The sequence below is a fragment of the Bradyrhizobium sp. P5_C12 genome (assembly GCF_054049735.1).
Map to the genome: position 1 here is coordinate 14,251 of NZ_JBFULU010000063.1, position 22,074 is coordinate 36,324.

At 64.4% G+C, this 22,074-nt stretch carries 27 protein-coding genes; 14 read left to right on the top strand and 13 right to left on the bottom strand.

Features of this window, described 5'->3' with window-relative positions; genetic code table 11:
* Positions 1-19: 19 nt before the first annotated feature.
* Both ACXJMY_RS33935 and ACXJMY_RS33940 read left to right on the top strand, forming a co-directional pair.
* On the top strand, positions 20-439 hold the full coding sequence (locus ACXJMY_RS33935; RefSeq protein ID WP_456623709.1) for an acyl-CoA thioesterase: 420 nt from the start codon (positions 20-22) through the stop codon (positions 437-439).
* A 103-nt stretch (positions 440-542) separates the two neighbouring features.
* Entirely contained in the window at positions 543-1,694 is a 1,152-nt protein-coding gene (locus ACXJMY_RS33940; RefSeq protein ID WP_456623710.1) for an ABC transporter substrate-binding protein, read from the top strand.
* Between the two features lie 271 nt (positions 1,695-1,965).
* Here ACXJMY_RS33940 and ACXJMY_RS33945 read toward each other — a convergent pair whose 3' ends face one another.
* Together ACXJMY_RS33945 and ACXJMY_RS33950 are read right to left on the bottom strand one after the other, a co-directional pair.
* The gene (locus ACXJMY_RS33945; protein ID WP_456623711.1) at positions 1,966-2,694 is read right to left on the bottom strand and encodes a glutathione S-transferase family protein; all 729 of its coding nucleotides are present in this window, start codon (positions 2,692-2,694) and stop codon (positions 1,966-1,968) included.
* A 36-nt stretch (positions 2,695-2,730) separates the two neighbouring features.
* Entirely contained in the window at positions 2,731-3,021 is a 291-nt protein-coding gene (locus ACXJMY_RS33950; RefSeq protein WP_456623712.1) for a hypothetical protein, read from the bottom strand.
* A 124-nt stretch (positions 3,022-3,145) separates the two neighbouring features.
* On the opposite strand from ACXJMY_RS33950, the gene ACXJMY_RS33955 reads away from it, so the two are divergent.
* Positions 3,146-3,844 (top strand): helix-turn-helix transcriptional regulator, encoded by a 699-nt coding sequence (locus tag ACXJMY_RS33955; RefSeq protein ID WP_456623713.1) that lies wholly within the window; start codon positions 3,146-3,148, stop codon positions 3,842-3,844.
* Between the two features lie 16 nt (positions 3,845-3,860).
* On the top strand, positions 3,861-4,184 hold the full coding sequence (locus ACXJMY_RS33960; RefSeq protein WP_456623714.1) for a YkgJ family cysteine cluster protein: 324 nt from the start codon (positions 3,861-3,863) through the stop codon (positions 4,182-4,184).
* A 97-nt stretch (positions 4,185-4,281) separates the two neighbouring features.
* Here the strand turns inward: ACXJMY_RS33960 and ACXJMY_RS33965 are convergent, their stop codons facing one another.
* On the bottom strand, positions 4,282-4,680 hold the full coding sequence (locus tag ACXJMY_RS33965) for a hypothetical protein (RefSeq protein ID WP_456623715.1): 399 nt from the start codon (positions 4,678-4,680) through the stop codon (positions 4,282-4,284).
* Between the two features lie 380 nt (positions 4,681-5,060).
* Positions 5,061-5,408, bottom strand: coding sequence for a DUF3307 domain-containing protein (locus ACXJMY_RS33970; RefSeq protein ID WP_456623735.1), 348 nt, complete (start codon positions 5,406-5,408; stop codon positions 5,061-5,063).
* 405 nt (positions 5,409-5,813) lie between these two features.
* Here ACXJMY_RS33970 and ACXJMY_RS33975 point away from each other — a divergent pair, with 405 nt between their 5' ends.
* Together ACXJMY_RS33975 and ACXJMY_RS33980 are read left to right on the top strand one after the other, a co-directional pair.
* A complete protein-coding gene (locus ACXJMY_RS33975) occupies positions 5,814-7,256 on the top strand; it encodes a TAXI family TRAP transporter solute-binding subunit (protein WP_456623716.1) in 1,443 nt (480 codons plus the stop codon).
* Positions 7,257-7,390: 134 nt separating this feature from the next.
* Positions 7,391-7,609, top strand: a complete 219-nt coding sequence (locus tag ACXJMY_RS33980; RefSeq protein ID WP_456623717.1) for a hypothetical protein — start codon at positions 7,391-7,393, stop codon at positions 7,607-7,609.
* A gap of 61 nt (positions 7,610-7,670) precedes the next feature.
* Here ACXJMY_RS33980 and ACXJMY_RS33985 read toward each other — a convergent pair whose 3' ends face one another.
* The gene (locus ACXJMY_RS33985; RefSeq protein ID WP_456623718.1) at positions 7,671-8,543 is read right to left on the bottom strand and encodes a DUF6537 domain-containing protein; all 873 of its coding nucleotides are present in this window, start codon (positions 8,541-8,543) and stop codon (positions 7,671-7,673) included.
* Between the two features lie 30 nt (positions 8,544-8,573).
* Entirely contained in the window at positions 8,574-9,245 is a 672-nt protein-coding gene (locus ACXJMY_RS33990; RefSeq protein ID WP_456623719.1) for a Crp/Fnr family transcriptional regulator, read from the bottom strand.
* A gap of 252 nt (positions 9,246-9,497) precedes the next feature.
* Between ACXJMY_RS33990 and ACXJMY_RS33995 the strand changes: the two genes are divergently transcribed.
* Together ACXJMY_RS33995 and ACXJMY_RS34000 are read left to right on the top strand one after the other, a co-directional pair.
* Positions 9,498-10,607, top strand: a complete 1,110-nt coding sequence (locus ACXJMY_RS33995) for a cyclic nucleotide-gated ion channel (protein WP_456623720.1) — start codon at positions 9,498-9,500, stop codon at positions 10,605-10,607.
* Between the two features lie 12 nt (positions 10,608-10,619).
* Positions 10,620-11,405 (top strand): enoyl-CoA hydratase/isomerase family protein, encoded by a 786-nt coding sequence (locus ACXJMY_RS34000; protein ID WP_456623721.1) that lies wholly within the window; start codon positions 10,620-10,622, stop codon positions 11,403-11,405.
* Here the strand turns inward: ACXJMY_RS34000 and ACXJMY_RS34005 are convergent, their stop codons facing one another.
* Together ACXJMY_RS34005 and ACXJMY_RS34010 are read right to left on the bottom strand one after the other, a co-directional pair.
* Positions 11,406-11,834: a DUF6157 family protein gene (locus tag ACXJMY_RS34005; RefSeq protein WP_456623722.1), complete on the bottom strand. Its 429-nt coding sequence runs from the start codon at positions 11,832-11,834 to the stop codon at positions 11,406-11,408.
* Between the two features lie 17 nt (positions 11,835-11,851).
* Positions 11,852-12,496, bottom strand: coding sequence for a glutathione S-transferase family protein (locus ACXJMY_RS34010; RefSeq protein ID WP_456623723.1), 645 nt, complete (start codon positions 12,494-12,496; stop codon positions 11,852-11,854).
* 84 nt (positions 12,497-12,580) lie between these two features.
* Here ACXJMY_RS34010 and ACXJMY_RS34015 point away from each other — a divergent pair, with 84 nt between their 5' ends.
* Together ACXJMY_RS34015 and ACXJMY_RS34020 are read left to right on the top strand one after the other, a co-directional pair.
* Positions 12,581-13,585, top strand: coding sequence for a helix-turn-helix transcriptional regulator (locus ACXJMY_RS34015; protein ID WP_456623724.1), 1,005 nt, complete (start codon positions 12,581-12,583; stop codon positions 13,583-13,585).
* A 137-nt stretch (positions 13,586-13,722) separates the two neighbouring features.
* The gene (locus tag ACXJMY_RS34020) at positions 13,723-13,956 is read left to right on the top strand and encodes a hypothetical protein (protein WP_456623725.1); all 234 of its coding nucleotides are present in this window, start codon (positions 13,723-13,725) and stop codon (positions 13,954-13,956) included.
* Between the two features lie 69 nt (positions 13,957-14,025).
* On the opposite strand, the gene ACXJMY_RS34025 is transcribed toward ACXJMY_RS34020, so the two are convergent.
* Together ACXJMY_RS34025 and ACXJMY_RS34030 are read right to left on the bottom strand one after the other, a co-directional pair.
* Positions 14,026-14,973 carry a fatty acid desaturase gene (locus tag ACXJMY_RS34025; RefSeq protein WP_456623726.1) on the bottom strand — a complete coding sequence of 316 codons (948 nt, stop codon included), beginning with the start codon at positions 14,971-14,973 and terminating at the stop codon, positions 14,026-14,028.
* A 15-nt stretch (positions 14,974-14,988) separates the two neighbouring features.
* Positions 14,989-16,008, bottom strand: coding sequence for an alpha/beta fold hydrolase (locus tag ACXJMY_RS34030; RefSeq protein ID WP_456623727.1), 1,020 nt, complete (start codon positions 16,006-16,008; stop codon positions 14,989-14,991).
* 378 nt (positions 16,009-16,386) lie between these two features.
* On the opposite strand from ACXJMY_RS34030, the gene ACXJMY_RS34035 reads away from it, so the two are divergent.
* The gene (locus ACXJMY_RS34035) at positions 16,387-16,725 is read left to right on the top strand and encodes a hypothetical protein (RefSeq protein ID WP_456623728.1); all 339 of its coding nucleotides are present in this window, start codon (positions 16,387-16,389) and stop codon (positions 16,723-16,725) included.
* Complete coding sequence (locus ACXJMY_RS34040) at positions 16,718-17,593, top strand: hypothetical protein (protein ID WP_456623729.1); 876 nt, start codon at positions 16,718-16,720, stop codon at positions 17,591-17,593. The genes ACXJMY_RS34035 and ACXJMY_RS34040 overlap by 8 nt, the downstream gene beginning before the upstream one ends.
* Positions 17,594-17,635: 42 nt before the next feature.
* Here ACXJMY_RS34040 and ACXJMY_RS34045 read toward each other — a convergent pair whose 3' ends face one another.
* Both ACXJMY_RS34045 and ACXJMY_RS34050 read right to left on the bottom strand, forming a co-directional pair.
* Positions 17,636-18,439, bottom strand: a complete 804-nt coding sequence (locus tag ACXJMY_RS34045; protein WP_456623730.1) for an MBL fold metallo-hydrolase — start codon at positions 18,437-18,439, stop codon at positions 17,636-17,638.
* 573 nt (positions 18,440-19,012) lie between these two features.
* Positions 19,013-19,153: a hypothetical protein gene (locus tag ACXJMY_RS34050; protein WP_456623731.1), complete on the bottom strand. Its 141-nt coding sequence runs from the start codon at positions 19,151-19,153 to the stop codon at positions 19,013-19,015.
* Between ACXJMY_RS34050 and ACXJMY_RS34055 the strand changes: the two genes are divergently transcribed.
* The gene (locus ACXJMY_RS34055; protein ID WP_456623732.1) at positions 19,152-19,841 is read left to right on the top strand and encodes a helix-turn-helix transcriptional regulator; all 690 of its coding nucleotides are present in this window, start codon (positions 19,152-19,154) and stop codon (positions 19,839-19,841) included. The genes ACXJMY_RS34050 and ACXJMY_RS34055 overlap by 2 nt on opposite strands.
* 38 nt (positions 19,842-19,879) lie before the next feature.
* Here the strand turns inward: ACXJMY_RS34055 and ACXJMY_RS34060 are convergent, their stop codons facing one another.
* Positions 19,880-21,493, bottom strand: a complete 1,614-nt coding sequence (locus ACXJMY_RS34060) for an acyl-CoA synthetase (protein ID WP_456623733.1) — start codon at positions 21,491-21,493, stop codon at positions 19,880-19,882.
* A gap of 154 nt (positions 21,494-21,647) precedes the next feature.
* On the opposite strand from ACXJMY_RS34060, the gene ACXJMY_RS34065 reads away from it, so the two are divergent.
* A partial coding sequence (locus ACXJMY_RS34065; RefSeq protein WP_456623734.1) for an ABC transporter substrate-binding protein occupies positions 21,648-22,074 on the top strand: 427 nt, incomplete at its 3' end.

The following is a 22,074-nucleotide window of genomic DNA, read 5'->3' on the forward strand; positions in this document are numbered from 1 at the left end:
ACGAAAGCAAGGCCACCACATGTTCGTGAACAGGCGCGAGGTACAGATCCAGTGGGGCGATTGCGACCCCGCCAACATCGTCTATTACCCGCGCTATTTCGCGATGTTCGACGATTCGACGTCGACCCTGTTCGAGGTTGCCGGGTTCTCCAAGCAGGACCTGGTCCGCAAGTACGGCCTGGTGGGGATCCCCATGGTCGACACGCGGGCCAAGTTCTACATCCCCTCGACCTATGGCGACTGGATCACCATCGAAACGAAGATCGAGAGCATCAAGCGCTCGAGCTTCGAGGTGAAGCACAATGTCTACAAGGGCGAGGCGCTGGCGATCGAGGGTTTTGAAACCCGCGTCCTGGTCGCCCGCGATCCGGTTAACCCCGACAAGCTGAAATCCGCACCGTTCCCGGCGGAAATGGTAGCGAAATTCGTAGGGAATTAGATCCTGGCCGGTTCCTGGAGCTAAATCGCCGCATCACCAAAAGACGGGGCTGAATTCACGTTCGATTTCTGCTTTCAAAGAAAACACGTAAAGGGAGGAATAGATGAAACGCTTTTACCTGACCGCCGCGATCGCCGCGGCCACGCTCGCGTTGCCGGCGCTGCCCGCGCTGGCCCAGACCAGTGAAGTCACCATCGGCATCACCACCACCACCACCGGCCCGGGTGCCGCGCTCGGCATCCCCGAGCGCAACGCGCTCGAATTCGTGCCGAAGGAAATCGGCGGCGTGCCGCTGAAGGTGATCGTGCTCGACGACGGCGGCGATCCCACCACCGCGACCACCAACGCCCGCCGCTTCGTCACGGAATCCAAGGCCGACATCATCATGGGTTCGGCGCTGACGCCGCCGACGATCGCGGTCTCCAATGTCGCCAACGAAGCCGGCATTCCGCATTTCGGGCTGGCGCCGTTCCCGATCACGCCGGAGCGCATGAAGTGGTCGGTGGCGATGCCGCAGCCGATTCCGATCGTGGGCAAGGTGCTGTACGACCACATGAAGAGCAAGGGCGTGAAGACCATCGGCTATATCGGCTATTCCGACTCCTATGGCGACCTCTGGTTCAATGACCTGAAGGCCCAGGCCGTGCCGATGGGCATGACCATCGTCGACGAGGAACGCTTCGCCCGTCCCGACACGTCGGTGACCGGGCAGGTGCTGAAGCTCGTCGCCGCCAATCCCGACGCGATCCTGGTCGGCGCCTCCGGCACCGCGGCAGCACTGCCGCAGACCGAGCTGCGCGAGCGCGGCTATCAGGGCCTGATCTACCAGACCCATGGCGCGGCCAGCATGGACTTCATCCGCATCGCAGGTAAGGCGGCCGAAGGCGTGCTGATGGCCTCGGGCCCGGTGATGGACCCCGAGGATCAGCCGGACGAGGCCGCGACCAAGAAGCCGGGCCTCGCGCTCAACGCGGCCTATGAAGGCAAGTACGGCCCGAACAGCCGCAGCCAGTTCGCCGGCCATTCCTACGACGCGTTCGAGATCCTGAAGCGCGTGATCCCGACGGCGCTGAAGACGGCGAAGCCCGGCACGCCGGAATTCCGCGAAGCCATCCGCCAGGCGCTGCTGTCCGAGAAGGAGCTGGCGGCGAGCCAGGGCGTCTACAACTTCACCGAAAAGGACCGCTACGGCCTCGACGAGCGCTCCCGCATCCTGCTCACGGTGAAGAACGGCAAGTACACGCTGGTGAGGTGAGCGCGGCGAGAGTTTTGCGACGACGGGGGCCGGCCCGATGGGCCGGCTCTTTTGTTTTTGGCTTTGAGGGTGAGCTGCGGCTCCAACGCTGGTGCGCTCCCCCTCCCGCTTGCGGGAGACGGGTGGGGTGAGGGCATCTCCGCGTAGGGAGTCGAGATATGCGGAAGAAATCCCCCAGAGGAGAGAGCCCTCACCCGCCACGCTCTGCGAGCGTGTCGACCTCCCCCGCACGCGGGGGAGGTGCACCGAGCCTGTGGAAGCGGTACGCGCCTCAAGCCGCCTGCCGCAGCGGGGTCCAGGCGAACTCGGGATAATACGCGTCCATCATCCGGTCGACATAGGCGGTGAGGTTCGGAAATCCTTCGGCGCGCTCGCGCAGCTTGGACTCGAAGAACGGCGTCAGCATTCCGGCAAGCATACCAAAGGCGGTGGCATCGACCCCGCAGGGCTTGTTGCCCATCAGATAGGCCTTGTCGCCGAGCTGCACCGAGAGCGCAAACAGCGAGCGCAGGGCGAGATCGACGTCGTCATCGGGCGCGTGACGGCCAAGGCCGGAGAGCAGATAGTTCTCGGCGACGCGGAATTGCGCATCCTCGCGCAGCTTCTCGCGATTGTGCTCCGGCGCGCCGTCGAAGAAATGCGCGGGCCCCTTGGCGAAGTTGACGGAATCGACCCAGCGCGCGCCCACCACCGCCCAATAGACGTGATGCTCGATCATGCGCTCGAACGCCCAGGCCTGCGCGCGCTCCTGCAACGAGAGGCCGGCGTCGAAATCGAAGCCGTAGCGGCGCTCGATATGGGCCCGGATGAAGGTGGAATCGGCCACCGCCTCGCCGCCATCGTCGATGAAGGGCAATTGCCCCTTGGGCGAGGCCGGCGGCATCGCCCGCTCCTTCCGGTAGGGCAGTCCCGCCATCTTGAGCTGAACCTCCGTCTTGGTGACGAAGGGGCTGATTTCCGGCAGGCCGAAACCCGTGCCAAAGCCATAAAGCGTGATCATCTGAGTGCTCCTGGACCGCGAAAGAGTTGAGGGAACCTATCGGCCGGCTGCTGCCACCATGGTGGCAGCAGCCGTGATATCTTCTGCGAAACGGGCTCCCTGCCAGGCGCGGCCCATGACATGGCGGACCAGCGCGTCCGCGGCCTGGACCAGCGAGCGCGTCACGACGCTCACCAGCGCAAAGCGGAGGTCGACGGCCATGAGATCAGGGGATACGAGGCGGCCGAACGCCAAGAGCTGCGACGCTTTGGCCTGCCAAGCCCAGATTTGGAAAGCCTGGCCGTGCCACAGCGGACCGGCCGGGCCGAAATGGGTCGGAATGATCATGGACAAATCCTCTTCAGTCGATGTGTTGTCCCGGTATAGAACCCCCCTGCTGCCAACATCCTGTCAGCATCCACGCGCCGGATTTTGAGCGGGCTGCGGTCAGGAATTTGGAAAGAGAATTGTCATGAGACGCGCCGACCGGCTGTTTCAGATCATCCAGGTGCTGAGGCGCACGCGCAAACCGCTGACGGCGGACGCGATCGCGGCCGAGCTCGAGACCTCGAAGCGCACCATTTATCGCGACATCGCAACGCTGATGGGCCAGCGCGTGCCGATCCGCGGCGAAGCCGGCATGGGCTACATCCTGGAGAAGGGATTCGACCTGCCGCCGCTCATGCTGACACCCGACGAGATCGAGGCGGCGGTGCTCGGCGCGCAATGGGTCGCGGGCCATGCCGACACCGCGCTGGCGCGCGCGGCCGAAGATCTGATGGCCAAGATCGCCGACACCGTGCCTGAGCGCCTGCGCCCCTTCGTGCTGGAGCCCGCGAGCCGCGCGCGGCCGAGCTGGAACAGGGAGCCGGACCGCCTCGACATGGCGCGCACGCGCACCCAGATCCACGAAGGCAAGAAGATCATGCTGCGCTATCGCGACGAGCAGGGCCGCCCCAGCGAGCGCATGATCTGGCCGATTTCGGTCGGCTATCTCGAAGCGGTCCGCCTGCTCGCGGCCTGGTGCGAGCTGCGCAGTGATTTTCGCAGCTTCCGCACCGACCGCGTGGTGGAGGCGTCCTATCTCGACGAACGATATCCGGAGCGGCGCGACGTGCTGCGCGCGCGATGGCGGCAGAGCCTAGTCTGGGGTCCGCCCAAAGATACGTGAAGGATATTTGACGACGATGGACGACACATCCACCATCGACCCATCGAGCTGCTGCCAGAGTTGCGGCGCCTGCTGCGGCTATTCGGCGAACTGGCCGCGTTTCTCGATCGAGAGCGACGAGGAACTTGCGGCGATCCCGGAACAGCTCGTCAACGCGCGGCAATCCGGCATGCGCTGTGAGGGCGATCGCTGTTCGGCGTTGCAGGGAGAGATCGGCAAGGCGACCGCGTGCGGCGTCTATGCGGTGCGGCCGGAGGTGTGCCGCACCTGCATGCCGGGCGATGCCGAATGCGCGATGGCGCGGCGGAAATTCGGGCTGCCGGTGATCGTCAGCGCATGATCCGGAAAAGTATGCAGCGGTCTTCCGCTCGCGACAAACGCGCAGCGTTTGCGCGGAGATCAGGCGCCGATAAAGAGCTAAAGCGCGATCTTGCGCTTTAAGCCGGAACGGCTTCCGCGACCTCGTCGTCGAACTCGTCGTCGAGCGGCGCAAGCACCGAGAGCGGCTTGGTCGACAGCGTGATCGGCTTGCGGCCACCCGACAGCGACGGCGACGATTTGACCTTGCCTTCGCGCGACAGCGCGTAGAGCGTCGAGCCGACGCGGCCGCCGTTCTCGATCAGGTCACGCTCGTTGCAGCTGGCTGCGATCGCGACCGCCAGCGAGTGCAGGTGGCTGCGGCGATAGCAGAACAGCGCCAGCCTGGCGCGCGCGTCAGGGGAAACACTCTCAACCAGCCTCGGCAGGCCACTCTCGCTGGCACGATACATTTCGCCAAGGAGCTCGTCGCGAACCGGGCAGAAATCGCTTTCATATGCGTCGCGGCTTGAAAACATTGCAGTTCTCCTCGATGCCGAAGATGCAGCGCAATTCTCTAATGAAAGGTTAACCACCCGGGGCGGTAGTCACCCGGGGGTCCTTGCTCCTATGGCGCGAATCAGTCGGCCCCGGCGGGGGCTTTCCCTGGGGCCATCCTTCGAGACGCCCGCCTTCGGCGGGCCCTCAGGATGAGGTCTGTTTCTGCTGAAAGATTCCAACCCCTCACGGTGAGGAGGCGCGAAGCGCCGTCTCGAACCATGCAGGCCCGGCGGCTTTACGTAGCCCGGATGGAGCGAAGCGTAATCCGGGAGGATCGCAGTGCGTGGCACGACCCCGGATTGCGCTTCGCTCCATCCGGGCTACGAAATCAGCCAAGCCTTACGCCCCGACCGCGCCGTCAGTTCGCCGCCATGAGGATGGAGAGACCGAAGCCGGTCAGGTGGTGCAGCGCCTGGTCGACGCCGATCAGGGTCCAGAACCAGGGATGCTCCTGGTTGACGCCGAAATTGGCCGAGACGAGGCCCTTGGCCCGGTCGACCGTGATGTGGATCGCGAAATCGATCAGGGCCACGAACCAGAATCTCGGCGCGACGATCAGGATCAGCGGCAGCGCAACCGCAAGGTGAATCAGGCAGTGCACGAGAAGCGGCAGAGCCCAGCCGTGCTTCTGGTCCTTGCCGTGCGCCATCCAGGCGGTCTGAAGCACGAAATCGGCGATGATGTGCTTGAAGGTGAGCAGCAGCATCCAGCCAATGAGCGCTTCAACCGGAACCGCCGATGACATGGGTGGAAACGACACGCTGACGCCCTCATTGAGGTGACAAGAAAAATTGGAGCGTTCGGCGCAACTTCTTCTTGGACCGGTCAAATCGCCGGGACCTCTGATTTATGACATCTCCCGCGGCGGAATGCAGCCGGGGGAAACGGGAAAATCGCCAACTGTGGCTAAACGGTGATAGGATGACCAATCGCCGCGGGCGGCCGGGTAACGTTACCTTCGGCTCGAAATTTGCTTTCCGGTGCCGGCGCGCTATCATCCCGACCAGAGGATTATCGTTCTTATTTCAGACGGTTACGAGTTTTCCAGCGCGCCGGCCGGGCTACCCGGCGCCGCCGCCATAACAGGATTGATTGAGGCCAGAGTGCTGCCATGAGTACTGAAGGCCCGACTTCATTGACCGAGCCGCCGCCGCGGCGCCCCAAGGTGATCAAGACCAATCAGCAGCAGGTCCTGCTGTACGTCGTGCTGACCTTGCTGCTGTCGCTTGCCACCGTCTGGGCCGGCCGCACGCTGGTGCACAGTTCGGAGACGCTGACCTTTGCCGCCGGCGCCCCCAACAGCGACGAAGCCTTGTTCGCGGCCAAGCTCGCCGCTGTGCTGAAGAACAACGCCTCGCGTTTCCGGATCAAGGTCGTCAACAATCCCGACAGCGCCAAGGCGCTCGCACAGTTCGACCGCCGCCAGGCCGATCTCGCCATTCTGCGCACCGATGCCAAGGTGCCGCCGCGGGCCCGCACGCTGGCGATCCTGGAGCACGATCTCGTGCTGCTGCTCGGTCCCGGCAACAAGAAGATCAAGTCGCTTGCCGAGTTGAAGAAGAAGAAGGTCGCCGTCGTTGCCGAGAACGAGTCCTCGCTTGCCTTCGTCCGCAATATCCTCGACATCCCCGACGGTCCCGACGCCGCGAAGATCCAGATGGCACCGCAGGGCGCGACCCTCGACAAGCTGTTTGCGCCGGCGAGCGGCTTTGGTGCGGTGATCGCCATCGTCCACGCGTCCAGGGCGGTGCGCGACAAGGCCTATGAGCAGGTCGCCAAACGCGGCGGCTTCACGCTGAACGCGATCGACGAGGCCAAGGCGCTGGCGCGCAAATTCCCCGGGATTTCCGCCGAGACACTGACGGCAGGCACGCTGTCCGCATCGCCCGAAATCCCCGACGATGATCTCGACACGATCGGGCTCGAATGGCTGCTGGTCACGCAATCCAAGATGTCGGTGACCACGGCCGGAGAGCTTGCGCGCATCGTCTACGAGAACAAGTCCGCGCTCGGGCTCGACAACGGCTTCGCGACCCACATCGAGCCGGCCTCCGTCGAGAAGGATGCCTTCGTGATGGCGCATCAGGGGGCGGCCGACTACATCAACGACGACACCAAGTCGTTCATGGATAAGTACAGCGACCTGATGTACCTGGGCGCCGCCGCGCTGAGCGTCATCGGCTCGATCTTCGCGGCGATCTACGCCAAGATCACCCGGATCGCGCCGGAGAAGGCCAGCGAGCTCTCCACCGCCATCCTCGATATCGGCGAGCGCATCGAGCACGCCCATTCGCTGGATCAGCTCGAATGCCTCCAGGACGAGCTGGAGGGCATTCTGCGCGGCGCCGTCATCGGGCTGAGAGACGGCACGATCAGTACCGACGGGCTCGACACGTTCAAGCTCGGCTACGAGTTCGTCCGCGACGAGATCGGGATGCGCCGCGACTACCTGAAGCGCCGTGCCGGCGACGCCGACAAGGCGGCTCACGATGCCGCCCCTCCCCAGCATGACGACAGCAATGTCGTGGTGGTGAAGACGGCTCAGAGTGCCTGACCTATCAAGCCGTCTTCAGACTTGGCCTGTAGACTTGGACCTGCAGACTTGGGCCTGCCGGCATTTCCAGCCGGAACCCGGGAACCCTCCCCATCCGCAACCGTTTGCTCCCGGATGCAACCGGAGAACGCAGCATGCGTACACTCCTCATCATCATCCTCGTGGGAATGCTGACGGCGGTCGGCTACTTCGCTTATTCCGCAATGACGATCGAGGGTGAGCCGATCCCGACGGAAGGCTATGTGGCACTGGTGCTGGGAGCGGGGTTTTCCATCGTTGTCGGCGTCGGCCTGATGGTGTTGCTGTTTTTCAGCAGCCGCCACGGTTACGACGAGCCGCCACATTTCAGGTAGGCGCCTGTTTCGGGAAGACTTGTCGGGAAGATTTGGGTCGAAGATTAGGGTCAAGGGCAGCTCAGCCCGCCTTCACGTCGGCCGTCCCCAGCGCTTGCGCCCTGATCCGGGCAATGGCGCGCTTCAGCGCCACCTGCCGGCGGTCGGGCTCGGCCGCGGCGCGCGCCTCGGCCATCGCGCCGGAAAGGTCGCTCAACGGCAGCGCGCCGTCGAAGGTCGGCTTCGCCAGGCCGTCGATGATGGCGTGCCAGTCGGCCAGACCGTGGCGATAGGGATCGCCGTGGCCCGCGATCATGTTGGCGCTGTCGATGATCGCCGGCACCGCCGCCGGCTGCTTGGCCAGCGCGCGCGAGATCATGTGCAGCCAGCGCTCGACCCAGGCCCGCTCCTCGGCGTAACGGATCGAGAACAGCCGCCAGCGCTTCAGCGCCGCCTCCAGCTTGAGACGCCGGATCCCGATCCAGCTCGCGCTCGAGAACCGGATCGAGACCCGCCGGTGACGCCATCCGATCATGTCGAGCGCATCGAGCACCGGCTCGCCGGCAATCGCCGGCAGCGCGTCGATCAACTCGTCGAAGCGGAACTTCATGACCTCGACCGATGGCGGCCCGCCGCCGGCAAGCTCCATCAGCTTCAACTGCGCGATCCGGATCGGATCCTCATAGGCCATCCGCATCGCCATCAATCGTGCGACCTCGCTGAGCGTGCGGCCATCGTCACCGAAACGGCTGACGAAGCGGCAGACCCGGTCGACATAGAGCTGGGCATAGCTCGTGCCCTGATATTCGGTGAGGCGATGAATGCCGTCGCTGACAACGGGCGCCGCAGCTTCCGGCAGCCCCTCGGGCAGGAACGGCGGCGTGTCGTCCTCCTCTCCGATGAGATCTTCGAAGAGGTAGCGAAGCGAAGCCAGGATGCCGTCGTCATTCGCCACGCGATCAATTCCCTCAAGCAATGCGGGGCCTCAAGCAGGCTTCGCTGCCATCGCCGCGATCGCCGCGGTCTGTTGAGCCAGCCGCTGCTCAAGCGTGCTGAGGTTCTGGAACAGGCGCGCGCTCGATAGCCGCAGAAAATAGAAGCCGAAGGCCGGGTTCTGCACGTAGAGCTCCTCGACCTTGTTGTAGCCGACGCGAAGGATGACTCCGGGCTCGACGCATTCGAGGGTCTGCGTGCGGGTGTTCGACGGTGACAGCATGCCGAGCTCGCCGACGATGGCGCCGACCGGCAGCTCGATGCCGGATTCGACCAGGCGGAAGCGGCCGCTGACGATATAGGCCATGTCCTCGGCTTTCTCGTCCTTGTAGAACAGCACCTCACCGGCCTTGCATTTGTGCTCGGTCATGAACGGCTTCAGCCAGTCCATCGAGAGGTCGGAGTTGACCGACTTGCGGACGTCGCGCACGAGCTGGAGCATCTGGTGCAGGCGATAGGCATTGAGGCAGAGCACCAGGACCTGCACGCCGATCACCAGATAATTGTGCGCTGGGATGGCGGTCGCGATCAGGACGAGATTGGTGAGAATGCCGAAGACGCGGAGCGGGATCATCGTCCGCATGGTGGTGGTGGCGACCACGAACACCGAGGCGAACAGGGCGCCGGCGGTTCCTGCGTGCTGTGCAATATGTGACGTATCCATGGGGCCAACCAACCTTGACATGAACGTAACGGGCTCGCCGGGGCGAGAACGCCCAACATCACGGCCGCGCATCCCCCTATATGGGGAAGAACGGACGGCTTGTCTGTGATTTAGCCCATTGGATGTGCGGATTCCGGGGGGCCGATAAAGCGGCCTGCCGTCGTTGACGGCCTCCGCCCGGGCGGGCACTTTGGCGCCGAAGTCCCAGCCGGGGCCTCAGCAATCCATCCCGAGACCGGGCCGCCTTCCCGCATGTCGAAGCCACTGATTCCAGCGCTGGCACAGTTCGTGGCCGCCACGGCCGGCCGCAACATGACCAAGGCGGCCTATGTGGCCGTGACCGTCGGCGTCGTGACCATGGTGCTCTTGACGGTCAACCCGGCCTATGAGGCGGCGCACCGCTGGGTCGACGCCCTGCTCTGGGTCTGCCTGGTCTATTTCGTGTTCGAATGGCTGGTCCGGCTGCGCCACATGAGGCGAACCGAGCGCCTTGCGCTCTACATGTCCTCCTCCGCCGGCATCGTCGATGCGATCGGAGCGCTGGCCGTGCCGGTCGCGCTGATTCTCGGCGTCGAGCTCCGGACGGCCTGGCTGCTCAGCGTGCTCTGGGTCCTGAAAGTGGTGCCGGGCATTCCCGGCCTGCGGCAGCTGCGCCGCGTGCTGGTGCTGGAATCCGGCCCGCTGCTCAGCGTGCTCGTGATCTTCCTGATGGTGGTCTTCCTCGCCTCGGTCGCCGAATATTTCCTGGAGCGGGACGTACAGCCGCAGACCTTCGGCAGCGTGCCGGCCGCGCTGTGGTGGGCGGTGGTGACCTTGACGACGACCGGCTATGGCGACGTGGTGCCGGTCACGCCGCTCGGACGCATGGTGGCGGCGCTGGTGATGATCTCCGGCCTCGGCGTGTTCGGCCTGTGGACCGGTATTCTTGCGACCGGCTTTGCCGCCGAGACCCGGCGCGACAATTTTCTCAAGACCTGGGAATCCGTCAGCAAGGTGCCGTTCTTCGCGGCGCTCGGACCGGCGGCGATCGCCGACGTCACCCACATGCTGCGGACCATGGAGCTGCCGGCGCGCACCATGATCATCCGCAAGGGCGCGCAGGGCGACTGCATGTATTTCATCGCCGCCGGCGAGGTCGAGGTCGACCTGCCCGGCAAGAAGGTGCGGCTCGGCGACGGCGCCTTCTTCGGCGAGATGGCGCTGCTCGGCAACAACATGCGCGGCGCCAACGTCTCGACCACAAAGGTGTCGCGGCTGCTGGTGCTCGACCTCGTCGACTTCCGCGTGCTGATGGCGCGGCATCCCGATCTCGCCGAGACCATCGACGCCGAGGCCAAGCGCCGCACGCTCGAAAACAAGTAAATGGAGACAAGAATGTCGGATACAGCCGACGCGGCTAGCAGCCCCGTGCTCGAAATCAGCGGCGCGCGCGCCACCATCCGCCTCAACCGGCCCAAGCACCTCAACCGGCTCCAGGCCGAGGATCTCGGCGAGCTCGTCAAACTGTTCGACCGGGTCGAGGCCGATCCGGCGCTCCGCGTGCTGGTGCTGACCGGCACGGGGCGGGCGTTCTCGGCCGGCTACGACCTCAATTCGGTCGCCGAGCGCGCGGTCAGCGCCAGCGAGCAGCAAAGCGCGGGCTCGGCCTTCGAGGTGGTGGTGAACCGGCTGGAGGATCTCGGCGTGCCGACGATCTGCCGGCTCAACGGCGGCGTCTATGGCGGCTCGACCGACCTCGCGCTCGCCTGCGATTTCCGCATCGGCGTCGACACCGCCGAGATGTTCATGCCGGCGGCGCGGCTCGGGCTGCACTACTACAGGAGCGGCATCAAGCGCTACGTGACGCGGCTCGGCGTCGACAACGCCAAGAAGCTGTTTCTCACGGCACAGAAGATCAGCGCGCCGGAAATGCTGCGGATCGGCTACCTCACCGCCATGGTGCCGGAGGAAACGCTCGACGAGGAAGTCGACAGGCTTGCCAACATTCTCGCCGGCAACGCGCCGAAGGCGATGCGCGGCATGAAGCGCGCGATCAACGAATTCGCCCGCGGCGAATTGGACGAACAAGCCGCCGACCAGCGCCACCGCGACAGCATGCGCGGCGACGAGATCAAGGAAGGCATCAAGGCGTTCGCGGAGAAGCGAGCGCCAAAATTCTGATCACGCCCGCTTCGACCGCATCGCGCGCACCTGCGTGAGCTCGGGATCGCGGACGAGCGCCTGGTAGCGTTTGCTGTCGACGGCGTAGATCGCGATCCGGCCCTCACTGTCGGCATGAACGCCCCAGCCGAAGCGCTTGCCGAGGCTCGACGCCCTTATGCACGCCTGCCCCCGGGAGAAGAACGCTTCGCGGGCCGCACGCTTCTCCGTCTTCGTCGCCTTCACATCGAGCTCGCGTCCCGGCGCAGACGTCGCGAAGATCACGTCGTCGGACGTGTATTTGTAGGGCGCCTTGGCGATCATCCCGTATTGCAGGCACGCCACCGTCGGCTTTCCCCCGCGGAGCGGCGGCTCCTCGCCGGTACGCGCGGGACAGTCTTCAGCAACCCGGATGAAGGTGTTGAAGCAGTTGGTCGTGTGCATCGTCATCTGCAACCCCGGATCGTTCAACCACCAACGGCCGCCGCATGCCGGGCTGCCATCTCGTCATCCGCCGCATTGATGCGCTGGAACGCAGGCCGCGACGTCATCCGCTCGGCATAACGGACGAACACGTCCTTCTTCGGCACGATCCCGAACATCATGGTCCAGCTGAACGCGACACCCCACAAGATATCCGCGGCCGTCATCCGCTCGCCAAGCAGATAGGGTCCCTTGGACAATTGCGCCTCGAGCGCACCCAGCATGGTATCATAGTCGGCATAAGGCGACTGCGTGATCGGCGCGGGCTCGCGCTGCATGAACTTGTCGATCAGGGCCGGCTCGAACGACGCGCCGTAATAGGCGATCCAGCGCAGGTAAGGGCCACGCCGCGGATCGTTGAGTGCCGGCGTGAGGCCGGCCTGCGGAAACAGATCGGCGAGAAAGATGGTGATCGCGACCTGCTCGGTGACGAGCGCCTCGCCGTGGCGGACCGCCGGCACCTTGCCGAGCGGATTGATGGCGAGGTAGGCGGGCCGGCGCTGCTCGCCCGCCTTCATGTTGAGGACATGGAGATCGTAGGGCGCCCCCAGCTCCTCCAGCAGCACCCGCGTGCCGGTGGCGCGGCTTTGCGGCGAATAATACAGCGTGATGCGGTTCGGATCGGTCATGGCAGGTCTCCATCTGGCCGGCTGGCGATGGCGCTTGTAGCGGACCATACCTGACATCCTGTGTCAGGTATGGTTTAAAGGATCATGCGCGCGAGCCGGATGCTGTCGATCCTCACCACCCTCCAGGCGAAGGGGCAGGTCACTGCGCCTGAATTGGCCGAGGCCTGCGAGGTGTCGGTGCGCACGATCTATCGCGACATCGACGCGCTCGCGGCGTCCGGCGTCCCTGTTTATGCCGACCGCGGCGCGGAGGGCGGCTACCGCCTGCTCGACGGCTACCGCGTGCGGCTGAACGGATTGTCGCAGAACGAGGCGGAAGCGCTGTTTCTGACCGGACTGCCCGGCCCGGCTGCGGCGCTTGGGTTTGATGCGGCGATGATCGCCGCACAGAACAAGCTGATGGCGGCGCTGCCCGCTCATTTGCGCCGGGATGCCGGCCGGATGCAGGAGCGCTTCCATCTGGACGCGCCGGGCTGGTTCGGCGAGACGGAAGAACCAAAACATCTGCGCGCCATTGGCGGCGCGACATTACGCGGAACGCTGATCAAAATCCGCTACCAGAGCTGGCGATCGGAGAAGCAGCGCCGCGTCGCGCCGCTCGGCCTCGTGCTGAAGGGCGGCAGCTGGTATCTCGCGGGCCAGGTCGACGGCAGCGTGCGGACCTATCGCGCCGCGCGCGTGCTCGACTGCACGGTGCTCGACGACCCTTTCGATCGTCCCGCCGATTTCGATCTCGCCGCCTATTGGCAGGCCGCAACGCTGCGCCTCGAGGCCGAGATGCATCCCAATGTCGCGATCGTGCGGCTGTCGCCATTCGGCGTCAAACTGCTGGACGCGCTGAGCCAGCCTTACGTCAAGGCGCGCACGCAGCTTGAAGAGACCGCCGACGCGGACGGCTGGCGGATCGCCAGGGTGCCGACCGGCAAGACGTCGTGGCACGCCGCGGCCGAATTGCTGCGGCTCGGGCCCGAGGCCGAAGTGCTGGAGCCGGCCGATCTGCGCGAGAAGATGGCGGAGCTGACACAGGCGATGGCCACGCGCTATCGCGCATCGTCGCAGGCCATGGCGCCGGCGGCGCGGAAGGCCTGACCATGGCGCACCTTGCCGCAGCCCACGAAACAATCCTGAAACACGATTCTCAGCCCCCGCCATGAACGCATTCCCGCTTCGGCCCGACCGAGATGCAGGGACACAACAACGGCCTCGCGCCACACTGGAGAATGAAGATGTTTCGTAAGCTTGCACTTGGTCTGATCGCCGCCGGTTCGCTCGGCGCGGCCGCCCTCGCCCCCACCGCCGCGTCGGCCCACGGCTTCCATCACCATTGGGGTCCCGGCTGGGGCTTTGGCGGCATCTACGTCAACACCGGCGTCAACAATTGCTACCAGGAGCGCGTCGTCCGCACCCGCCACGGCCTGCGCGTCCGCGTCGTGAACGTCTGCGCCTACGGGATCTACTGATATCGCGCGTCCACAACAAAACCCCGATCGCTCCGCGATCGGGGTTTTTGCGCGCCGCACCGCATTTGATCAACGCGGCTGGCGCTGCCGGCGAAACCAGGCCCAGGTCTCACGCGTCGTCGCGATGTAGCCGCGGCCGCGATGGACGATCTCGCCGTCGACGATCTCGTTCAGCTTCGGCAGCGCGTGGAAGGGTATCGAGGGATAGGCGTGATGCTCGACATGGTAGGGCATATTCCACGCGAACCATTTGACGATCGCGGCGGTGTAGGTGGTGCGCGTGTTCTGGAAGGCGCTGCGGGTGCGGTCGCAGCCGGTGTGCTCGGCATAGAGATAGGGCCGCAGGAAGAACTGCCCGATGACAAGCGGCACGATCCAGACCCAGAGCAACAGCGCCGAGGAGAACCACAGCGAGAGCGCGAGCAGCAGCGCATAGAGCGCAGCATAGGCGCGCGCCTCGCGCACGATGGTGGCGCGCTTGTTTTCGGGAATCCAGGGCACGGTGACCTTGCCGGTCACGGCGTGGCCGAGCATCAGCCAGAGGCGGCCGGCGACCTGAAGCAGGCCGCTATAGGCGAGCGCCAGTTGCGTATCGGATTTCGGCTTCACGCCGACGATCAGCTCCGGGTCCTTGTCCGGATCCTGGGTGTAGCGGTGATGGTCCCAGTGAAACAGGCAGTAATATTCGTAAGGTTGTCCGATGATGAAGCCCGAGGGATAGCCGACCGCAAGGTTGAGGCCACGGCTCCTGAACGCGGTCTTGTGCGCGGTCTCGTGCAGCGCCATGAACAGGAAGGCGACGAAATAGCCCTGCACCGCCATCAGCGGCAGCGCCCATAACACCCCCCAGGCCGAAGAGACCTTCCAGACCAGCGCGCCGACCAGCACGACCAGGCCGTAATGGCTGAGGCTTTTCGCGGCCCCCCTGAGATTGGAGCGCACCGACAATTCACGCAGCATCGCCGGCGTCAGCGGCTTCAGGCGATGGCCGGGCTCTGAAATCGTTGCGTCGCTCATGATCGGATGCCTGCCCTACTTGCTGAGGAGTTCTGCGATCTCGGCCTTGAGGAAGGCCTGATCGCGCGGATTGTTGACGGGATTTCCGGCGCGATGGCCGTGCAGCGACGGGATCGGATGCAGCACCGCGGACTTCGCGTTGAGCAGCCGGCCGAGCTCGTCCTCGTTGTCGCGGACATCGAAATAACGATCAGTCGCGCCGGGCATCAGCAGCATATGCGCCTTGATCGCGGCGAGCGCGCGGTCGACATCGCCGGAGAACTCGGCGCACCGGCTGATGTCGCCGTTCTGCCAGATGTCGATCTGCACCAGCAGGTCGTTGGCGTCGCGCCGGGCAAAGGTCGCGTCCCAGCCGCGGACGAGATAGTCTTCCAGCGAGCTGAAGCCGGCTTCGCGCCAGACCTCGTCGCGGTAGAAGCCGTGCGACATCGCCCAGCCGGCATAGACGCGACCCATCGCCCGGAAGCCAGCCACGGGCTTGTCGACGAAACGGCCGTCGCGGAAGGCGGGGTCGGCGGTCAGCGCGGCCTTCACGCCTTCGAGGAAGACGTAGTTATAGGGCGCGCAGCGGGCGCTGCCGCACACCACCGCGGCACGTTCCACCATATCGGGATAGCGGGCCGCCCAGTGATAGGCCTGCATGCCGCCCATCGACCAGCCATAGACCAGCGCGAGCTTCGCGATGCCGAAACGTTCGGCGAGCAGGCGGTGCTGGACCGCGATCGCGTCGTGATAGGTCACCTGCGGGAACGACGCGCCGGCGAAGTTCGACGGTGACGACGACAGGCCGTTGCCGAACAGATTCGGGATGATGATGAAATAGCGTTCGGGATCGAGCACACCGTCGGGCCGGATCAGCCACTCGGTGTCATAATGCTGCGCGCTGAACGAGGTCGGGTAGAGGATGACGTTGTCCTTGGCCGCGCTCAGTGCGCCGTAGGTCTTGTAGGCGAGCTTCATGGCCGGAAACACAGTGCCGGACTGGAGCGTAACGTCCCCCGCCTCGAAGATCTCGTAGTCGCGTTGCGCCGTCATGCCCAACTCCCGCCCACACGGCGGCAGAACGCGCCGCGGTCTGGACAATGCATCGATCGTGCCGAGCCCCCTACGGACGCATCGTTGCGCCACGCTTAATAACTGTACCGCAAGTACAGTTATTAAGTCAAGGCAAGGGAATCGCTGCTCGTCCAAAAGCAATCATTGGCGTGGGCAACAGCCCGCGACCGCACCCCAGCGAATGAGAAGAAGTAGCCTCAATACAATGGCCGGGTCTTGACGAGACATCGTCTCACGCTAAGGTAGCATCATTTCCTGCGGCACGCGGAAGGACTATTCGTTCTTCAGTGTCGCGCCTTCATTGCCACTGCTTACGCTACCGATGTCAATTTTTTGAAAGATTATGGATAGACTCTCTTGACAGACGTTGACCCAGCAGGTGCGACGCCCCAGGCGCCGGCCACTCCGCAGCAAGATCCGGCGACAACCGCGGAAAAGCTTTTGATGCGTCGGATCGAACTTTCGGCCGCGCCCATCGGTCGTATGATCAACGTCATCAGCTTGATTGCCGGAATCATTGCCGTCGCAGTCATTGGTTCAGTCATCACACTGGCGATTATCGGCAAGGACATACCGGATCAGCTGTCCAACTGGGGCGGAATCATCCTGGGCTTCTATTTCGGCCAGTTCATCAACCTGGTCAAAGACTACATGGGCATCATCCAAACCGGACAGGGCGGGACGCGCAGTGCGTAGTATTCGCCGGAGATGCATCGCCGGTTTCTTTGTCGCGCTGACAATCTGGGTTGCGGGATTCGGTCGAACCCTGGCCCAAGATTGCCAGGGCGGCACGACGAGGGTCGCCCACCGTACCTTCTTTTCATCCGCTTACGCAGGGAGGCTGGCAATTGCCGTCAATGCCGCAAGCAAGGAGAGAGCGCGAGCCGCCGAAAGCTATTGTGTTCTGAACGAGCAGTATGGATCAATGGCGCAGGTAAGGCCGCGCTACGATCAAATCTATCTCGTGTTCAACAACCAGCCGGTGGTTTCGCCCGAAAACGCAGAGACATCCTTTCTAGGCATCCAGGTCAAGAAGCAATCCGAGGATGGCATATCGTCCGTGACAATGCGACGGGAGGGAGACAGTTGGATCGATCGTCCGCTTGACCGAAGATACGCTACTCGACAGTTCACGAGACGAGGCGATGACACCACCGTGGTAGCACAAGCGCACCAAAGGACCCAGGTTGCCTCGACCATGATCACATCGGATCTGCTGGCAGGATTTACGGATGCGGCCGAGCAGGAGTTTGCCGGGCGGGTGAATGGAAGTGTTCACGGCGCAGTGCGGCCTCGGGACGGCGTAGGTCCCAAGCGAACATGGGATTACCGCGAGCGACTGACGTTTGTCGGCGGTCAGCTTCCCGGCAGTTCACCTCCTTTCAGCGTGACCGCGATCTGGATCTCCTTTGCGCAGCGCTCGACAGGACAAGGATTATGGACGCCGGATAGAAGGGTGGTGACTGGAATCCGTCGCGGCGGCGCCAGCGAGATGGACATCGAAATGTTCGGCTCGAACCCCGAAATTCCGTCCTACCGTTATCTCGTAAAATTTGCGAACTGACGGCCATTTCCCGACTTCGCGATCTCCGACCGAGCAGGCGCCTCAGGCGATAGCCGCGATATATCGCGCCACCGACGCCGCGAACGCAGCCTTGGCCCCAGTGGCGATGTTGCGGTCCCACCAGGCGCCGTAGATGCGGTCGAAGGCAAGCGGCTCGACCGCCGCCGCGATCCGCCGCACCGCAGCCGCGTTGAGCGGCATGTAGTTCGGATAGGAGTACATGAAGCTGACGAAGCGGCGGTCCATCGTCACCTGTGCGATGTCGCCGGTGAGCAGTGCGCCCTTGCCGTCAGCGCCCCGCGTCCAATGCAGCATGGTGGCGCCGGCGAAGTGACCGCCGGTGCGCAGCAGCAGCACCTCGTCCGAGATGCGATACTCATCGCCGGTCCAATGCACGATCGCGGAATGCGGCCGCGTCACCCATTCGCGATCATCCGCGTGCAGATAGACCGGGATTCCGCCGAAGGCATCGCTCCAGTCGGCAAGCGCGCCAAAATAATGCGGATGCGAGATCGCGATCGCTTTCAGCCCGCCGAGCGAGCGCACATGCGCGATCGCCTCCGGCGTCGCCAGCGGCACGCAGTCCCACATCACGCAGCCCTCCGCGAGCGGCACCAGCAGGGCGCGCTGGCCGATGGCAAAGCTCGGCTCGAGTGCAAGGCCGGTGAGACCGAGATCATCGCGCCAGACCAGGCGATGGCTTTCCGCCAGAGCCTCGCGGGTGAGGAAGGTCTGTCCCTTCCAGTTCACGAATTGCCGTTCGTCCTCGCAGATCGGACAGGAGGCAGGCGGATGTCCGCTGTCCGGGAATTGCGCGCCGCAGGTTTCGCAGGTCCAGAGGGGCATGGCCAGGATCCGAAAGAGGCTGGGACGGCGTGAAGTGACATCGCCGCGCGGACGCAAGTGGGGAGAAACCAAATTTGTCAACGCAGGTTACGTTCTGGTCTAGGCCGGCGCAATTGGCCGGACATCACGATCAGTTTCGCGCTCGGCAGCCGGATCGCGGAGTGGATTGGCTACGGCCCGACCTTCCGGCTGCCCGGCGGCTTCGGCCTCGCGTCGATGGCGCTGTGGCTGGCATTCGGGGCTGCGGTGAAGAAGTATCGAGGCTCGCCGCCGGGGGGACGTCACGGCGCCAACTGCTTTTGCAATTCGGGCAAGGCTGCGGCACCTGGTCGCGGTCTTAACGCGTCATCGCGAGTGGCTTTTCACGCAATCGGGCGCTTTTGCCGCTTGCGGCGCATCGGTGCGAAGATACAACCTGCAACACATCGCAACGAACCTTCCTTCTCGATCGATGATCCAGCCTCAACTCTCGTTCGATGGCGACCCGAATGGCCTGGCCTATGAAAGATGGCGCGAGCAGTTTTGCCGCCAGGTGGCGAACGTCGATTTCGTTCCGATCGGGGATGAGCGCGTTCACCGGGCCATCTCGCCGGCCATTCTTCCCCGCCTCAGACTCTCGGCCTCATTCGGCACCCCGATGTCTTTCGTGTCGTTGGGGACGAACGACGAATTGGTGATTACGACGTCGCCGAATTCGGCGTTGAGCGGGGCCATGGGAAAACGTCCGCTGGAGGTCGCTGCCGGCGACATCACGATAGGTGACCCCTCGATCAAGGGCGCCCACATCACCCAGATCACGCATGGCAATTTCCAGACCGCGCTGCTGCCGCGCAAGGCRCTGCTGCGCGCGTGCCCGAACGCCGAGGACCTGATCGCGCAATCGATCCCCGGCGCCAATCCGATCACGTCGATGTTCCTGCGATACTATGACCTCGCCCATACATATGCCGACAAGCTCGCGCCCGCGGAGCTCGACGCCGTCTCGCAGCATTTGTTCGACCTCGCCGTGCTGATGATCGGCGCGCGCGGCGATGTCGCCGAGGAGGCGCGCATGCGCGGCCTTGCGGCGGCGCGTTTCGAAACCCTCAAATCCGACATCCTGGCGCAGCTGGACAATCCCGCGCTGTCGCTCACCGTCCTTTCAGCCGCGCACCGGGTCAGCCCGCGCACCATCCAGCTGCTGTTCGAGCAGGCCGGGATCACGTATAGCGGCTTCGTGCTGGAACAGCGGTTGCTGCGTGCCGAGCGGCTGCTTCGAAATCCTGCCATGCGCACGCGCAAGATCATCGAGATCGCACATCTCGCGGGATTTCACGACGTATCCTACTTCCATCGTGCGTTTCGCCGCCGCTTCGGACAGACGCCCGACGACGTCAGGAAGCTCGCCGGCGGCGCCGGCTAGGGAAACGCCGCCGCGACGCCGCCGAAACGGCGCCCGACCTACGTCCCAAAGTTCTTCTGGATCGCCTTGTCGAGCGTCTCGCCGCCGACGAAACGCTGGCGCAGCTCGCGCTTGAGCAGCTTGCCGCTCGGATTCTTCGGCAGGCTGTCGACGAAGATGACGCGCTTCGGCACCTTGAAATGCGCCATCTGGCCGGCGCAATGCGCGATGACGGCGTTCTCGTCCAGCTTCTCGCCGGTCTTGACCACGACAATCGCGGTGACCGCCTCGATCCAGCGCGGATCGGGCAGCCCGACCACGGCAACCTCGGAGACCGCGGGGATGCGGTAGACCATCTCCTCGACCTCGCGGCTCGCGACATTCTCGCCGCCGGTCTTGATCATGTCCTTGACGCGGTCGACCACGGTGATGTGGCCTTCGGCATCGACTGTGGCGAGATCGCCGGAGTGAAACCAGCCACCGGAAAACGCCGCCGCGGTCTTGACGGGGTCATTGTAATAGCCGGACAGCAGATGCGGCGAGCGGTGCACGATCTCGCCGACCTCACCGACTTTCACGTCCTCCATCGCCGTGTTGACCACGCGCGTCTCGACATTGAGCACGGGCTTGCCGGCCGAGCCGGCCTTGCGCAGCTGGTCCTCCGGGCGCAGCACGGTCGCGAGCGGCGCGATCTCGGTCTGGCCGTAGAAATTCCAGAATTTGACGGCGGGCAGGCGGCGCTGAAGTTCGAGCAAGACTTCCACCGGCATGATCGAGGCGCCGTAATAGCCTTTTTGAAGCGTCGACAGATCGGTCTTGTCGAAATTCGGCGAGCGCAGCATCGCGATCCAGATCGTCGGCGGCGCGAAGAAGGAGGTGATCCTGTGGGCCTGGATCAGCGCCAGAATGTTGTCGGCGGTCGGCTTGCCGGTGATCACGCCGGAGGCGCCGAGATAGATCTGCGGCCCCAGGAAGACGTCGAGCTGGGCGCAGTGATAGAGCGGCAGTGCATGCAGGAACTTGTCGTCCACGCTCATGCCGCCGTCGATGATGCAGCTGACATACTGCCACATCACGGCCTCATGGGTCAGCATCGCGCCCTTGGGCAGCGACTCCGTGCCGCTGGTGTAGACGATCTGCGCGAGGTCGCGGCTGTCGACGGACGCCTCCAGGAACGAGCCGTCGGCATGAAGCAGATCGTCGAAGGTGGTGAGGCCCGCGGGCGCCGTGGCGGGGTCCTCGCCCGGCAGCCAGATCAGCTTCTCGACCGCGCAGTCCCTGGCGCTCGCGGCCTTCGCCGGTTCGACGAAATCAGGACCGGTCGCGAGCAGCTTTGCGCCGGAACTCTTCAGGATGAAATTGATCTCGTCCGGATTGAGCATGAAGTTGACCGGCACCAGCACCGCGCCGATCCGCGCCACCGCGAAGCGCAGCGCCGCGAACGCGTGCGAGTTGCGCGAGAGCACGGCGAGGCGATCGCCCTTCTTCACGCCAAGACCGAGCAGGCCACGGCCGAGCCGGTTGCAGATCGCGTCCAGCTCGGCAAAGCTCCAGCTCACGCTGCCGCAGCTCACGGCGAGCTTGTCCGGCTCGCGCCCCGCTGAGCGGCGCAGGAGATCGCCGATGGAATGCTCGCGGGCCTTCGAGATGGTGGCTGCGGTGTCGCTCGACATTTCTACTCCCCAAGATTTGCAATTTGCGCGAAGCGTAGTCGGCGCTGTCGGCCGGGTCAAATTGCCTGCACGCTGGCGTCATGACGCAAGAATTTGCTCCTCAACGGGGCAAATTTGGGCTGGTGCACCAACTAAGAATATCGGGGGAAATGCCATGTATCGGATCGCGCGCGCCGCCTTTGCGGCCGGGCTGCTATCTGCGTTTCTCATCGACGCGTCGTCCGCCCAGCAGACCCCGCTCAAGATCGGCGTGCTCTCCGACTTCTCCTCGGTGTATTCCGACATCGGAGGCCAGGGGAATGTCGAGGCCACCAAGATGGCGATCGAGGACTTTGGCGGGCAGATGTTCGGCAAGTCGATCGACATGGTCTCGGCCGACGTGCTCAACAAGCCCGACGTCGCCTCCACCATCGCCCGCAAATGGTGGGAGACCGAGGGCGTCGATATGATCATCGACCTGCCGACCTCGGCCACCGCGCTGGCGGTGATGGAGCTGTCGAAGCAGTACGAGAAGATCATGATCGTGACGGACGCGGCGAGCTCCGACATCACCGGCAAGTCCTGCTCGCCCTACACCGCGC